Below are 14110 nucleotides of genomic sequence, written 5' to 3'. Positions count from 1 at the left end.
GTCAGGTGCTGGCCTGGCTGATGTCCTCGGCCTGACGGCCCCGGCGGCTGCCGCCCTTGGGGGGCATGGAGACCCCCGCGCGCGCGTCGCCGTTGAGGTGGCTCTCCAGGAACCAGAGGTCCTCCTCGGTCTCGCCCAGGGTCTGGGTGAGGATGTCCGCGGTGACAGGGTCGTTCGCCTCGTCGGACTTGTTGATGCCGTCGCGCAGGCTGGCGGCGTAGCGGCCCACGCGCTCGACCAGCGCGCGGATGTGGGCCTCACCGTCCACGGCCTGCAGGTCGTATTCGGGCAGTTGGCTGTTGTTGGTGGCCAGGCGGATGGTGCCCTGGGCGTAGCCGCCCAGCGCGCCCGCACGCTCGGCGTAGGAGTCCGCGTGCTTGCGCGCGTGCTTGGCCACTTCGTCGAAGAGCAGGTGGCGGCTGTAGAAGTGCGTGCCCCGGATGTTCCAGTGGGCCTGCTTCACCTGCCAGTGCAGGTCGATGGCGTTGGCGAGCAGCGTGTTGAGCATGTCGATGAGCTCTTCGCGCGCATCCTGGGGAAGGTTCACGTGGCTGGTCGTGTACATGGTCCTGATCCCTCGCTGGGTGGGTTGCGCGCGGCAGGCCGTCGGCATGACGTCTCGGCGCTTCCCACAGGGTGGGGATGGGGCGGGCCCTTGGCCATGGCGCGGCATGTGTCGCCTGGCTGCCCGGCTGGCCCGGAGGGCGGGCGGCCGGGCGCCGCCGATGATCAGCCCACGTCGGGGGCGGTCAACCGGGCGGCGACCTCCGTGGCGGCGCGCTCGCCGGACTCCACCGCGCCGTCCAGGTAGCCACAGCCTTCGATGGCCGTCTCGGTGCCCGCCCAGTGCACACGGCCGAACGGCGCACGAAGCGCGTCACCGATGGCGGTGAGGGTGCCGGGGCGGGGCAGGCCCACGTAGCAGCCGGTGCTGAACGCCTCCTGCTTCCAGTCCAGCGCGGCGATGGCCACGGGCGACAGGGCCTGGGGGCCGAAGAAGCGCGCGAAGTCCGCGAGCGCCGCGCGGTGGAGGTCCTCCACGGGGCGGCCGGTCCACGCGCGGGCGGTGTCGCCCAGGAAGAAGCCCACGAGCGCGGGGTGGTGGCCGTGCGGGCCGCAGTCGTCGAAGCACAGGCGCACCGGGCCCGCGTCGCTGACGGCCTCGCCGGACAGGCCCGCTTCGCGCCAGAAGGGTGTGGCGTAGGTGGCCACGACCTTGATGACGCTGCCCATGGGGATGTCCGCGTGCGCGCGGCGGCGGCCCGGCGGCAGGTCCGCGCCGAAGTCGATGCGCTCCGCGAGCGCGGGCGGGGTGGCCACCACCGCGTAGCGCGCGCGGAAGGTCCGGCCGTCCTCCGTGGTGGCGGTGACGCCGCGAGCGTCCTGGTGCACGGCCTTCACGGGCGCGGAGAGGACGACGCGGTCCGGGGGCAGTGCCTCCGCCAGCCGCCGTGAGAGGGATTGCGCGCCGTCCACGAAGCGCTCCGCCTGGGCACCGCCCTCGATTTCCGTCAGCGGCATGAGGCCGCCGTTGGAGTGCACGTAGGAGAGGAAGCTCAGGAAGGAGAGCTCGGAGGGCTCCGCCGCGAACACCGCGCGGGTGGCGATGTCCAGCGCGGCGCGGGCGCCCCAGGTGGGCACGTGGCGCTGCTTCCAGTCCTCGACGGTGAGGGCGTCCCACTCGGCGGCCTTCGGCGCGGCGGAGGGCTGCTCACGAGGGACGCGCTTCGCCAGTCCATCCAGCTTCCAGATGACGCGCTGCAAATCCAGCAGTGACAGCAGGGGCAGGGACGGGACCTTTCCCTGGTACGTGCGGCGCTCGCCGCGCACCTCCAGCACCTTGGTGCCCCGGTGGTGCTGGGGGAAGCGCTGGAGGCCCAGGCCATCCGCGAGCTTGAGCACGTGGCGCTGCCTGGGGCCCACCCACTGGCCGCCCAGGTCCACGAGCCCGCCGCCCAATTCGCGGGTGAGGGTGCGACCACCCACGCGGTCGCGCGCCTCCAGCACGGCGACGGTGGCGCCGGTGCGAGCGATGTCCCGGGCCGCGGTGAGCCCCGCGACGCCCGCGCCGATGACGACCACGTCCGCGCTTTCACTCATAGAGCCGCGGACTCTATGCCGGACGCGGCGGGTGGCTAGGATGCGCGCGGGACGTCAGACGGGAAGGGTGGAGGACCGGATGTTCGCGTTGGAGTTGGTGGAGAAGGTGCGGCAGGTATCGCCGGGCGCGGCGAACGCGCTGACGACGTTGGCGGTGAAGAACATCGTCCCCCTGGCGAAGGCCATGGGCTACCGCGTGGACGAGGTGACGGACGCGCGCGTGAAGGCGACGGTGCCGCTGGACCGCAAGACGAAGAACCACGTGGGCAGCGTGTACCTGGGCGCCCAGGTGACGGTGATGGAGCTGACGATGGGCGTGATGCTCTTCCGCCGCTTCCCGCCGAGCCAATACAAGATGCTGGTCAACCGCATGGAGGTCGCCTTCCACGCGAAGGCGAAGACGGCGGTGAGCGCGGTGTGTGAGCCGCCGGAGGAGCTGCTTCAGAAGCTCGCATCGGAGCTGCGCGCGACGGGCGACAAGGCGGAGGCGTGGATTCCCGTGCGCCTCCTGGGCACCGACGGCCAGTGCGTCGCCGAATCGCGCTTCCTGGCTGTGTTCAAGCGCGGGTAGGGCCTACTCCAGCGCGGCGGGGAACGCGGGCAGCGCGGCGAAGTCCTCGGGCACGTGCTCGCGGATGACCCGGGCGTTGGATTCCTGGGCCAGCGCCTCCACGCGCTTCATGGACTCCAGCGTCTGTTCGCGGCTGGCGTTGTAGACCGGCACCAGCTGCCGCTCGCGGGACTCGCGCAGCGGCCACAGGTCGCCGGTCAGCAGGACGGCGCCGGACTTCGCCGTCTTCACCAGCAGCACGGTGTGGCCGGGAGTGTGCCCGGGCGCCTGGTGGATGGAGACGGTGCCGTCGCCGAACACGTCGTAGGGGGCGTCGCCCTCGATGCGCACGGTCTTCGCCTTCTCCAGGGCGCTGTAGTGGGGGACCTCCCCGCGCTGGTGGGCCTGCTCGGAGAAGGCGCCGTCGCGCTCTTCCGCATCCACGAGCCACGTCGAGCCCGCGAACAGGTTGGCGTTGCCCGCGTGGTCGAAGTGCAGGTGGGAGAACGACACGAACTCGATGTCGGCCGGTGCCAGTCCCAATTCGCCGAGCGAGGCGGTGAGCTTCTTCTTCACCTCGAAGTGCACGGGCTGGCCCTGCGGACGCATGCCGTCCGGCATGTCCGCGATGCTCTCGGAGAGGCCGCTGTCCCAGAGCAGGTCCCCCTTCGGATGGCGGATCAGGTAGCACGGGACAACGGTCTCGGCGGGCACGCCCTTCATCGAGCCGTCGTCCGCCATGAAGCCGGAGTCGCCGAGCTCCACGCGGCCGCAGTGGATGGCGTAGAGCTTCACGCCAGTCGCGGCCGGCGATGTCCGTGAAGCAGGGGGCGTGTTGGCGCAGGCGGTGAGCGCGAGACAGGCGGACCACAGGCGAAGGGTCTTCATGGGGCGGCTCCGGGGTGGAACGTGGGAAGCGGCTACCGCGTCGGCTCATCTTCCAACAGGAAGTCGCCAATGGTCTTCCACATCGCCTCGAACTGGGGGCGGCGGAAGCCGGAGCCGGAGATGAGCCAGTCCACGTGCGGGGGCTGGTGCGCCGGCTGGTCGAAGTGGCCAATGGCATCCAGGTGGTCCGCGCGCACCGCCGTCAGCACGCGGCCGTACACCTGCGAGCGCGTGGGCACGATGCCGTCACACGCGGTGGGGCCGGGCATGGCGCCATAGGCCTGCACCAGCGCCGCCGTCTGCGCGGGCGTGTGCAGGGGCAGCTGCGTGAGCGGCATCCGCTGCGTCTGGCCGTACACGAACGCGTAGATGGTGTGCGTGAGCTGCGCGTACGGGTCCAGGCCCGCCGCCAGCCGCGTGCGCAGGGACGGCGGCCGGGCCTGCGTCACCACGGAGCCGTAGCGCACGCCGGGCCGGTCATGCGTGCCGCCGTTGAACAGGTCGATGCCCTCTGGCGTGAGCTGCGGGATGAGGGACGTGTCGCGGCCCACGTCCCACAGGAACTTCGTCACCGCGTCGCGCCGCTCGCTGGAGAAGTCCCCCAGCAGCTGGTCGAAGAGCTGATCCAGCAGCGTGGCCTTCCACCCCAGCTGATCATCCGCCCGCGACATCAGGTGCCCGAAGCGGAACACCACGCTCAGGGGCAGCCGGCCGAAGCGCAGCACGTACATGGTGAACAGCGACAGGAGCTTCAGCAGCTGCTGGCCGAAGAGGCCCAGGAAGAACGTGGCCAGGGGCGTGCCCGCGTGGGGCGCGGACAGCGTCACCACGCTGCGCACGCGGCGCGCGAAGGGCTCCAGTTCCAGCGTGTCCGACACCTGCGCGCCGGGGGAGACGAACAGCCGGGCGTCCAGTCCGCCGGTGGAGTGGCCCACCAGGTGGATGGGGCCGTCGTCCCCGGAGGCCGTCTCGCTCACGGCCTTGAGCAGATCCGCGGTGCGCTGGCGGATGGAGGCAGTGGGGTGGGAGACGATCGTCACCACCTCCGCGTCGACTCCCCGGCGGGCGAGGTCCTGCTTCAGGAACTCGTACGCGTGGCCGAAGTAGAGGAGCTCGCCCAGGTTGGTGAAGCCGAAGAATCCGGGGACGAGGTAGACGTGGTGCTTCACGGACATGGGTCGCCCAGCATACCCCACGCTCCCGGGATGGGCTTGGAATACCCGGCGTCCCACGCGGTTGACGCCCGCCCGGTTGCATTGACAAAACGGCCGCCCGTTTCCCCTACCCACGAAGGAAGACTCTCCGTGTACCGCACACTGCTCGCGCTTGGCCTGCTGTCGTCCCTCCCCGCCGTGGCGGAAGAGGGCATGTGGACCTACGACGCCTTTCCCGCCGCCCAGGTGAAGAAGGCCTACGGCTTCGAGCCGACCCAGGCATGGCTGGACAAGGTGCGCCTGGGCTCCGTGCGGCTCGCGGGCGGCTGCTCCGCCAGCTTCGTGTCGCCGGACGGTTTGGTGATGACGAACCACCACTGCGTGCGCAGCTGCATCGAGGAGCTGACGACCGCGAAGGACGACCTCCTGGCGAAGGGCTTCCAGGCGAAGACGGCGAAGGAGGAGCGGCGCTGTCCCAAGGTCGAAGCCAACCAGCTGGTGGAGATGACGGACGTCACCGAGCGGATGAACGCGGCGACGAAGAGCCTGTCCGGCGCGGCCTTCAACACCGCGCTCAAGAAGGAGATGGCCGCGGTGGAGGCCGCGTGCACCACTGGCGCGGACGTGCGGTGCGACGTGGTGACGCTCTACAACGGCGGCAAGTACCAGCTCTACAAGTACCGCCGCTTCCAGGACGTGCGGCTCGTCTTCGCGCCGGAGTTCTCCATGGCGGCGTTCGGCGGGGACGCGGACAACTTCAACTTCCCGCGCTACGGCTACGACGTGTCCTTCGTGCGCGTGTGGCAGAACGACGCGCCGGCGAAGAGCCCGGACTATCTGCCGTGGGCGAAGGAGGGTGCGAAGGAAGGGGACCTGGTCTTCGTCTCCGGCCACCCGGGCGGCACGGAGCGCAAGAGCACGGTGGCGGAGCTGGAGTTCCAGCGCGACGTGGCGCTGCCCCAGACGCTGCTCCAGCTGTCGGAGATGCGGGGCGCGCTGCGTGAGTTCACCAGCGCGTCGCCGGAGCGCTTCCGCGTGGCGCGCTCCAGCCTGCGCGGCGTGGAGAATGGACTGAAGGCGCTGAAGGGCCGGCAGGAGACGCTGGCGGACCCCGTGGTCCTCGCGCGCAAGCGGCAGGAGGAGGCGGAGTTGCGCAAGCGCATCGACGCGAACCCCCAGGCCAAGGCGCTGACGCAGGGCATGTGGGACGAGACGGCTCAGGCGCTGGACGCGTGGCGCCGGATGACGAACGACCACCGCATGAAGGGCGCGGGAGATGCGTTCCGCTCCGACCTGTTCTCCTACGCCCAGGCGCTGGTGCGCGCGGCGGATGAGCTGCCCAAGGCCAACGCGGAGCGCCTGCGCGAGTACACGGACGGCCAGCTGCCCGCGCTGAAGCAGCGGCTGCTGCGGGAGGCGCCCATCCCGGCGGAGCTGGAGACGCTGACGCTGACGTTCGGCTTCAACAAGCTGCGCGAGACGCTGGGCGCGGATGATCCGTTCGTGCGCCTGGTGCTGGAGAAGGAGGCCCCGGCGGACCTGGCGAAGGCGCTGGTGCGCGGCTCCAAGCTGGGCGACGTGAAGGTGCGCAAGGCGCTGCTGGAGGGTGGCAAGGCGGCGGTGGATGCGTCGAAGGATCCGATGATCGTCCTGGCTCGCAAGGTGGACGCGGAGACGCGCGCGTCGCGCAAGCGCTACGAGGACACGGTGGAGGCGGTGCTCAAGCGCAACGGCGAGCGGCTGGCGAAGGCGTACCTGCTGGTGAACGGCACGGCGGGCGCACCGGACGCGACGTTCACGCTGCGGCTCAACTACGGGCAGGTGAAGGGCTGGGATGACAACGGCAAGGCCGTGCCGGCGCTCACCACGTTCGGTGGTGCTTACGGGCGCGACACGGGCAAGGAGCCCTTCAAGCTGCCGGCGCCGTGGGTGAAGGCGAAGGGGAAGGTGCCGGACGCGACGCCGCTGGACATGGCGACGACCAACGACATCATCGGCGGCAACTCCGGCTCGCCGGTGGTGAACCGGGACGGGCAGGTGGTGGGGCTCATCTTCGACGGCAACCTGCCGTCGCTGGGCGGGCGCTACCTCTACGTGCCGGAGACGAACCGTGCGGTCGCGGTGCACGGCGACGGCATCATGGCCGCGCTGGAGCACGTCTACGGCGCCGCGCGCGTGGTCAACGAGCTGAAGGGCGCGCAGGCGGCGTCCGCGGCTCCGGCTCGCTGAGGTAGGGCTGCCCGAGGGGGGCGGGAGGACATCAGTCCCTCCGCCTCCAGCGTTGCGCGCACGGAAGCGATGTGACCCCGGTGCGCCTTGAAGTGCTGGAGGAACAGACGCACCCAGTGCGCTGGCGGTTCCTGCTGTCCCCAGGTGCGGACGGCGTTGCCCCAGGGATGCCGCGTCAGGGTGTCCAGGAAGGGCAGTACGTCATGCAGGCCCATGAGCGGCCGGTGCGGCGGAAGTCCCTTCCTGGGCCAGGACCCCTGGTTGCGCGGCGCGGATGCCCAGGCGTGACGCTCTCGCAGGAAGCGATTGAAGGTGCGCTGACCGTCGGGCTCCTGGATGAGCGCGCGCAGAAGTCGCGCCTGCTCACCTCGATCCAGCAGTGCCCCCTTGCGCTGTGCCTGCTTGCGCAGCCAGTAGCGATTGCGCCACGCCTTCTCGATGGGGTCTTCGAACGCGGTCGTGTGCTCCACGTGGCCCAGCGCGTGCTCGCCGATGACGCCCCTGGGCAGCAGGCTGCGCACGTGGCTCAGGCGATCCTCCCGGCGCAGCTCGCGCGTGCGAGCGGTGGCCCAGCGGATGAACGGCATCACCTTGTCGCCGTCGCGCCGCCACCGCACCTCCATGCTGATCTCCTTGCGCTCCCACGGCGCGAAGGAGGGCAGGTCGTGCTCCACGTCCCCGGCCTTCATCCACACCGCCAGCTCCTGACGGGCCTCCTGGCGGGCCGCGCGGTGGATGCGCGCCTTCGCGAAGCGCGCGGCCTCCCGGTGCTTCGACGGCAGCAGCGAGCGCGCCATCTGCCGGACCTTCTCGTCTGAGTGGATCATCGCGCGCAGGCCTTTCGTGACCGGCGTGGACGGGGCGCGCGCCCATCACCTGACTCGCACTGGACGTCTCCCACCGCGACGCGTCGGGTGCAGGACAACCTCGGTCCAGAACCTGCCGGGTGCTTGGTGCGTCGCGTCAGGAAGTCGCTACCTTGGGGATGCGGACTTGAATCCGCCTCTGTCTTCGCACGGTTGCGTTCCCCGGAACGTCTCCGTCCGGGCGCCTTCTCGGGGTGGTTGGGAGCTGGCACCCGACGTGCGGTAGCATCTCGGTCGTCTCATGCCGGGGGGAGGGAGGATGCACGATGGTGGTGGAGGCCCCGGAGCCCCGGACGATGTCGGCCATCATGTTCACGGACATGGAGGCCCCTGCAGGTCAACGCTGGCGGGATGAGTCGCTACAACAAGCGCTGCATGAAGAGCACGGCCAACTGGTGCGAGGACTGCTCGCTCGCCACGGTGGCCGCGAGGTGAAGCGGATGGAGGAGGGCGGCTTCCTCCTGGAGTTCGAATCGGGCCTGCCCGCGGTGGCCTTCGCGCTGGAGTGGCGCGCCGCCGTGGATGCTCGCAACCGCGCCGTGCCCACCGAGCGGCGGATGTCCGTCCGCGCGGGCGCGCACCTGGGCATGGTGGTGCACCGCGACGGAGACATCTTCGGCGAGGGTGTCAACCTGGCGGCCCGCATCGAGTCCCTGGCGCGCCCAGGCACTGTCTACGTCAGCGAGACGGTGGCCGCGCAGCTGGAGGGACGGCTGAAGGCGCCTCCCGTGAAGCTGGGCCGCAACGAATTGAAGAACATCCGGCTGCCGGTGGCGGTGTTCCGCATCGACTCGCCGGTGGAGGGCCGCGGCGAGCGGGCGCTCATGTCGCGCGTGCGTTCACTGCTGGGCCGTAAGCGCGCGCGCGCGGACGGTTGAAGCTGACGGCCGGACGCGCGGCGGTATGGTGCCGCGCCATGTCCGAGCTCACCCTGGTTGTTGGTTCCAAGAACTACTCCTCGTGGTCGCTGCGCCCCTACCTGGCCCTGGCCCACACCGGCCAGCCGTTCCGGGAGGTGCTGGTGCCGCTGGACACGCCGGAGACGGCGGCACTCATCGCGCTGCATTCGCCCAGCGGCCGGGTGCCGGTGCTCAAGCACGGCGACACGGTGGTGTGGGACTCGCTGTCCATCTGCGAGTACCTGGCGGAGGCCTTTCCGGAAGCGAAGCTGTGGCCCACGGACCGCGCGATGCGCGCGATGGCGCGCTCGGTGACGTCGGAGATGCACTCGGGCTTCACGGCGCTGCGCACGAACCTCCCCATGGACCTGCTGGCGCGCAAGACGGTGCCGGGCGTGGACGCGCCGGGCGTGCACGCGGACATCGCGCGCATCCAGGCGCTGTGGGTGGGCTGCCGCGAGCGCTACGGCAAGGGCGGGCCCTTCCTCTTCGGCGCCTTCTCCATCGCGGACGCGTTCTTCGCGCCCGTCGTCACCCGCTTCGTCACCTACGGCGTTCCGTTCCGTCCGGAGAACGCCGCGTACCGCGACGCGGTGCTGGGCCTGCCCGCGATGCTCAAGTGGACGGAGGCCGCCCAGGGCGAGCCGCCGCTCGCGCGCTACCGGTAGGATCGCTACGGAGCGCGGAGCTCCTGCAGGCGCTTGTGCATCGTTCGCCGCAGGAAGTCCGTGCGGCGCGCGTCGAAGCCAATCTCCTCCAGGCGCTCCAGCCAGGGCTCCGCGTGGGTGCACAGCTTGTCGAGCAGGGTGCTGACGGCCTTCGCATTCACGCCGTAGCGCTCGCCAAAAGCGATGAAGTGCGCGCGCCGGAAGTTGTCGTCGCGCCCTTCGAACTTCAGGGCCATGCGGTGATCGCCGTAGGGCAGGGTGGTGAGCAGGTCGTAGGCAGGGGACAGTCGGAAGCCCTCTCCGGGGCCATCCGCGAGGATGCTTACATTCTTCGCGTGCAGGTCACCGTTGCCGATGAGGTAGCTGAACGCGAGCAGGTGGAGGAAGCGCGCAAGCTCGGGAACGGGCGCGGCGCAGTTCTCGCGAAGGCCCTCGGCGATGGCCGCGCAGGTGAGCCGGTACTTGTCGCTGGTATAGCGATCCAGGAACTGACAGGCATCCTCCTGGTGGATGCGGCGCAGGCGCTTCTCCGCCTTTTCCCAACTGCGATCAAAGCGCTCGACGAGCAGCCCGTCGTTCCCATCGCGGTCATGGATGAGCCGCGTGGTGGCGACGCGCAAGCCGCACTGCTTCGCCATGCCCATGAAGAAGTGCTCGTTGCGCACGAGCTCGGGCTTGTCCCTCGGGTTGAGCTTCAGGATGTAGTCACGCTGCCCCGACGAAGACACCGGGAAGGAGATGGTGGAGGCGGAGAGCTTCTCCTGGACGCCTGGAATCGTCGGCTCGGTGTTCTCCGTCCCCAGTCGCGGGAGGCTCTGGGCGAAGAGGTCCGTGAAGAGAACGGACTCGGGCTTCCATTTCGCTCCGCGAGGGACGGGTCGCGGGAAGGTCTGTCCCTGGGGAACGACGGAGAGGTCCCCCACGGTATCGGCCCCCGCCGCCACCAGCAGGCTGAGCAGGTCGTCTTCCGACGTCTTGACGTTCTGGAGGAGGACCCGCAGGCGCAGTCCTTCAGGAAGGAGTCCCGCGAAGTAGGTGTGGAGGTTGGCGCCCAGGGTCTCGGTGCGGCGTCTCGAGTAGGGCAGGTGGACCGCGATGCCGCCAGGCCTTGCCGCGTGTTGCTCGAAGAAGTCCGCCGCGTACTCGAAGATGGAGCCGTGAGCGGTTCGGGTGATGGAGCCGACATGGGTGGACCCGCGCCACACCTCCGCGACCTCGATGTCGGTCGGGCGGATCATGACGCCGGCTCGCTCACCCGCAGGCGTTGCTGGCCCGGCTCGAGTGTCAGCTGAAGTCCCAGCACGTGGAGGACGTCCAGGAGCTTGTCCAGGCGCAGCGTGGCCTTCTTCCCGCTCTCCACGTCGTAGATGAAGACAGGTCCGCATCCCGCCAGGACGCTGACCTCTTGCTGGGTCAATCCAAGCTTCGTGCGTTGCGCCCTGACGGCTTCCGCGAGGGGGCGGAGCCAGGAGGTTTCCGGTCGAGCCATGTGCCGTGGACTCCCAAAATCCATCCGTTCGAATGGATTTCAGCCCGGAATGTATCGGCATGAGAGCCCGTCACGTCAATATCCATTCGAACGGATGGATTCGGAATCCATCCGCGTCGGGGCTCACAGCCCCAGCGACTTCAACTGCGCGTCGAAGGCAGGCGCATCCGTGAAGACAAACCCGCGCAGTCCCAGCGCGCGGGCCGCGTCCACGAACTCCGGCAGGTCGTCGAAGAAGGCGGCCTCTTGCGGCGCGCAGCCCGCCTTCTGGAGCGCGAGCTGGTAGATGGCCGGCTCCGGCTTCACGTGCCCCACCTCGCAGCTCATCACCAGCGCGTCGAAGCGCTGGAGCACGGGCAAGAGCGGCTTCAAATAGGCCACGTGCAGCGCGTTGGTGTTGGACACCAGCACCAACTTCACGCGGCCCGCCAGCCCCTCCACGCGCGGCAGCACCGCGTCGTGCACCTTGAAGTGGCTGCTCCACAGGGGCGCGAACTCCTCCATGGGCAGGTCCACACCCAGCGCGCCGCAGACGTCCTTGCGGATGCCCTCCGCGTCCAGCAGGCCCCGGTTCGCCGCCGTCCAGCCCGCGCCGGTGAGCCGCCTCGCGGCCTCTTGCGGCTCCAACCCCGCCCGTGCCGCGAGCCTCGCGAAGAGCAGCGAGTTGTCGTGGAACACCAGCACGTTGCCCAGGTCCAGCAGCACGGCCTTCACGGCGGGGACGGCGGACACGGTGGCTCCCGTTTCAGATGCGGTAGGCGCGCGCGACGCCTTCCATCTGGCTGGCGACTTCCTGCAGCCGCTTCGCCGCGCCGGTGGTGGACTTCAGGCTGGTCTGCGTCTCCGTCATCATGGAGGACAGGTCCGTGACCGCGCTGAAAATCTGGGCGATGCCCGCGTTCTGCTGGTTCACCGCCCCGGCGATCTGCCGCGCCGCCGCGGCGTTGTCCTGGACGATGGTGGCCAGCTCCTTCAGGTGCTCGCCGCTGGTGCGCACCTGCTCCAGCCCTTCCGCGACGCTGGAGTGGCTCTGCTCCGTCATCTTCGCCGTGGAGATGATGGCGTGGCCCAGGTCCCCCAGGATGTCGCGCACCTTCTCCGTGGCCTGGATGGACTGGTCCGCCAGGTTGCGGATTTCGCGCGCCACCACGCTGAAGCCCTTGCCGTGCTCGCCGGAGCGCACCGCCTCGATGGCCGCGTTGAGCGCGAGCATGTTGGACTGGTCCGCCAGGTCCTTCACCGTCTGGGTGATGCCGCCAATCTGCTGCGTGCGCTCGTTGAGCTGCACGATGCGCATGGCCATCTCCCCGGACTGCTCGTGCAGCCCCTGGAAGCCGCCCAGGCTGTCGCGGATGGCGACCTCGCCCGCGCGGCCCACCTCCTCCGCGCGCGACGCCACGCCCAGCACCGTCTCCGCCTTCTCCGCGGCCAGGAGCGACGTCTGCTTGATCTCCTGCGCCGTCACCTGCGTCTCCTGGAGCGCGGCGGCCTGGCGGGCCACGTTGCGCTCCTGGACCTCGGAGGCGAGGTTCAGCTCCGCCACGGTCTCGCTGAGGACGTGCGTGCCCTCCTGGAGGCTGGTGGCCGTCTCGCGCAGGTTCTTCATCATCTGCGCGAAGGCCTGCGTGAGCTCGCCCACCTCGTCCCGCCCCGCCTTCACCTCCATCTCCTGCGTGAGGTCGCCCTCCTTCACCACGCGGCGGACCACCTCACCGAGCGCGCGCAGCGGACGGGTGATGCCGCGCGCCAGCACCCACGAGCCCAGGCCCACCGCCGCCACGAAGATGGCGGCCAGCCCCAGCACCAGCCGGCGCATCCCGTTGAGGGGCGCGTAGGCCTCCGCGGGGTCCACCTGGGCGATGAACCTCCACCCGTCCCCCACGTCGCGCACCTCAGAGCCGTTCACCGCGACCACGGACACGCGGCCCGTGCCGTCGTACGCGCCCTTGTGTGTGTCGAACAGCGTCCGGCCGTCCGTGCCCTGGACCTCCAGCGAGAAGCTGGTGTGGCCGCGGAGCTGGGCGCGGGTAAGCGCGGGCTTCACCAGCTCTCCCACCTGGCCCCAGTCGAACGCGGCGAGCAGCACGCCCAGCCGCTGGCCGCGCTCGTCCATCACCGGCACCGCCAGCGGCAGCACGTGCACGCTGTAGATGGGGTCCTCCGCCTCCACGCCCTCGGCGGTGGTGGTGCCGGCCTGCGCCTTCTGGAACCACGGCGCCTTGCGCACCGCTTCCGCGCTCCCGGCGTAGGACTCGCGCAGCGCGGGCGTGCTGGCGGAGACCGCCGCGCCGTCGTCGCTGAAGAGCACGATGCCGTTGAGGGTGAGATAGCGCCGCTGGAGCAGCGACAGCATCGCGTCGCTCGCGGTGGGGTCCTTCGTGCGCAGCGCCTGGCGCAGGACCGGGTCCTCCGCCCAGCTGTGGGCGCTCGACTCGCGCTCCGCCAGGGTGGACTCCAGCAGGTCCTTGAACCCTTCCGCCTCCATCCGCAGGGAGGTGTTGATCTGCGCCTCCGTCTGCTGGCGCATCAGCTTGTCCTGCATGCCGGTCAGCGCCAGCAGCGGCACGCACGACACCAGGGTCATGTACAGCAGCAGCCGCCCACGCAGCGTCAGGGACGGCAGTTTGAAAGAAGGCATGGCACGCCGGCGCTAAAGAAGAGGACCCGGATTCCTATACCAGAACCCGGGCCCTGAACCTCCTGGCCGACTGGCCGCCTACAGCACCGGCACCCGGTCAGGCAGGTCCCTCGCGGGCAGGTTGGAGTAGTCCGCGTCCAGGTCCAGCCGCACCCGCTGCTTCACGCGCGTGCTGAGCAGCCCCCGGAGCATGCCCAGGAAGGCCGGAGGCGCCGCGATGACCACCTGGTCGAACGCGTGCGAGTCCACGCCCCTGTCCAGCCGCCCGGACAGCTCCCGGGCGAAGCGCTCGTGCTCCAGCTCCCTGCGGCCGTTCGGGTCGTTCTCCGGCACCGGGCCGTGCAGCGTGCCCGCGTTGGGGTTGTCCGCCTGGTTGAACAGCTCGACGGGCTTGGTGCGGCTCTCGTCATGCTGGAACTGCTCGATGAGGTCCCACTTCTCCGCCTTCGCATCCGTGGCGAAGAGCCGGGCGCGACTCGCGTTGGCCACCAGGATCCAGAGCCTCTTGTCCGCCATCTTCACGCCTCCTTGTCTCTTGAGGGATGCGGACCCCCCCGGCCACCGGCAAGCTTCCCCCACCAAGCAGCCCTTGGTGGGGGAAGCTTGCCGGTGGCCGGGGGGGTCCGCAT

Annotated in this window: 14 protein-coding genes; 4 read left to right on the top strand and 10 right to left on the bottom strand. The window is 70.0% G+C overall.

The window, feature by feature from the left end; genetic code table 11:
- Position 1: 1 nt before the first annotated feature.
- Positions 2 to 565, bottom strand: a complete 564-nt coding sequence (gene dps / locus D7Y21_RS23370) for a DNA starvation/stationary phase protection protein Dps (RefSeq protein ID WP_120562263.1) — start codon at positions 563 to 565, stop codon at positions 2 to 4.
- A gap of 164 nt (positions 566 to 729) precedes the next feature.
- Positions 730 to 2100, bottom strand: coding sequence for an FAD-dependent oxidoreductase (locus D7Y21_RS23365; protein WP_121715787.1), 1371 nt, complete (start codon positions 2098 to 2100; stop codon positions 730 to 732).
- Between the two features lie 40 nt (positions 2101 to 2140).
- Here D7Y21_RS23365 and D7Y21_RS23360 point away from each other — a divergent pair, with 40 nt between their 5' ends.
- Positions 2141 to 2671 (top strand): DUF4442 domain-containing protein, encoded by a 531-nt coding sequence (locus tag D7Y21_RS23360; RefSeq protein ID WP_233612251.1) that lies wholly within the window; start codon positions 2141 to 2143, stop codon positions 2669 to 2671.
- Between the two features lie 3 nt (positions 2672 to 2674).
- On the opposite strand, the gene D7Y21_RS23355 is transcribed toward D7Y21_RS23360, so the two are convergent.
- Both D7Y21_RS23355 and D7Y21_RS23350 read right to left on the bottom strand, forming a co-directional pair.
- Positions 2675 to 3538, bottom strand: coding sequence for an N-acyl homoserine lactonase family protein (locus tag D7Y21_RS23355; RefSeq protein ID WP_121715784.1), 864 nt, complete (start codon positions 3536 to 3538; stop codon positions 2675 to 2677).
- Between the two features lie 32 nt (positions 3539 to 3570).
- Positions 3571 to 4713 carry a triacylglycerol lipase gene (locus tag D7Y21_RS23350; protein ID WP_120562259.1) on the bottom strand — a complete coding sequence of 381 codons (1143 nt, stop codon included), beginning with the start codon at positions 4711 to 4713 and terminating at the stop codon, positions 3571 to 3573.
- A 129-nt stretch (positions 4714 to 4842) separates the two neighbouring features.
- Here D7Y21_RS23350 and D7Y21_RS23345 point away from each other — a divergent pair, with 129 nt between their 5' ends.
- Positions 4843 to 6921, top strand: coding sequence for a S46 family peptidase (locus D7Y21_RS23345; RefSeq protein WP_121715782.1), 2079 nt, complete (start codon positions 4843 to 4845; stop codon positions 6919 to 6921).
- On the opposite strand, the gene D7Y21_RS23340 is transcribed toward D7Y21_RS23345, so the two are convergent.
- Positions 6852 to 7748: a hypothetical protein gene (locus D7Y21_RS23340; RefSeq protein WP_121715778.1), complete on the bottom strand. Its 897-nt coding sequence runs from the start codon at positions 7746 to 7748 to the stop codon at positions 6852 to 6854. The genes D7Y21_RS23345 and D7Y21_RS23340 overlap by 70 nt on opposite strands.
- A gap of 305 nt (positions 7749 to 8053) precedes the next feature.
- Between D7Y21_RS23340 and D7Y21_RS23335 the strand changes: the two genes are divergently transcribed.
- Both D7Y21_RS23335 and D7Y21_RS23330 read left to right on the top strand, forming a co-directional pair.
- A complete protein-coding gene (locus tag D7Y21_RS23335) occupies positions 8054 to 8665 on the top strand; it encodes an adenylate/guanylate cyclase domain-containing protein (RefSeq protein WP_120562256.1) in 612 nt (203 codons plus the stop codon).
- A gap of 38 nt (positions 8666 to 8703) precedes the next feature.
- Positions 8704 to 9354: a glutathione S-transferase family protein gene (locus D7Y21_RS23330; RefSeq protein WP_120562255.1), complete on the top strand. Its 651-nt coding sequence runs from the start codon at positions 8704 to 8706 to the stop codon at positions 9352 to 9354.
- A 5-nt stretch (positions 9355 to 9359) separates the two neighbouring features.
- Here the strand turns inward: D7Y21_RS23330 and D7Y21_RS23325 are convergent, their stop codons facing one another.
- The 5 genes from D7Y21_RS23325 to D7Y21_RS23305 all read right to left on the bottom strand — a co-directional run bounded on the left by D7Y21_RS23325 (position 9360) and on the right by D7Y21_RS23305 (position 13997).
- Complete coding sequence (locus D7Y21_RS23325) at positions 9360 to 10592, bottom strand: type II toxin-antitoxin system HipA family toxin (RefSeq protein ID WP_158627338.1); 1233 nt, start codon at positions 10590 to 10592, stop codon at positions 9360 to 9362.
- Positions 10589 to 10843 carry a helix-turn-helix domain-containing protein gene (locus tag D7Y21_RS23320; RefSeq protein ID WP_120620386.1) on the bottom strand — a complete coding sequence of 85 codons (255 nt, stop codon included), beginning with the start codon at positions 10841 to 10843 and terminating at the stop codon, positions 10589 to 10591. Before D7Y21_RS23320 ends, D7Y21_RS23325 begins: the two co-directional genes overlap by 4 nt.
- Before the next feature lie 123 nt (positions 10844 to 10966).
- Positions 10967 to 11575, bottom strand: a complete 609-nt coding sequence (locus tag D7Y21_RS23315; RefSeq protein ID WP_121715774.1) for an HAD family phosphatase — start codon at positions 11573 to 11575, stop codon at positions 10967 to 10969.
- 13 nt (positions 11576 to 11588) lie between these two features.
- Positions 11589 to 13481 carry a methyl-accepting chemotaxis protein gene (locus D7Y21_RS23310; RefSeq protein ID WP_120562251.1) on the bottom strand — a complete coding sequence of 631 codons (1893 nt, stop codon included), beginning with the start codon at positions 13479 to 13481 and terminating at the stop codon, positions 11589 to 11591.
- A 78-nt stretch (positions 13482 to 13559) separates the two neighbouring features.
- The gene (locus D7Y21_RS23305) at positions 13560 to 13997 is read right to left on the bottom strand and encodes a host attachment protein (RefSeq protein ID WP_120562250.1); all 438 of its coding nucleotides are present in this window, start codon (positions 13995 to 13997) and stop codon (positions 13560 to 13562) included.
- Between the last annotated feature and the right edge of the window lie 113 nt (positions 13998 to 14110).

Origin of the sequence: Corallococcus sp. AB045, assembly GCF_003668895.1 — a bacterium.
GTDB classification, from domain to species: domain Bacteria; phylum Myxococcota; class Myxococcia; order Myxococcales; family Myxococcaceae; genus Corallococcus; species Corallococcus coralloides.
Note: the sequence above shows the minus strand (reverse complement) of the source record. Positions and strands in the feature narration are given on the sequence as shown.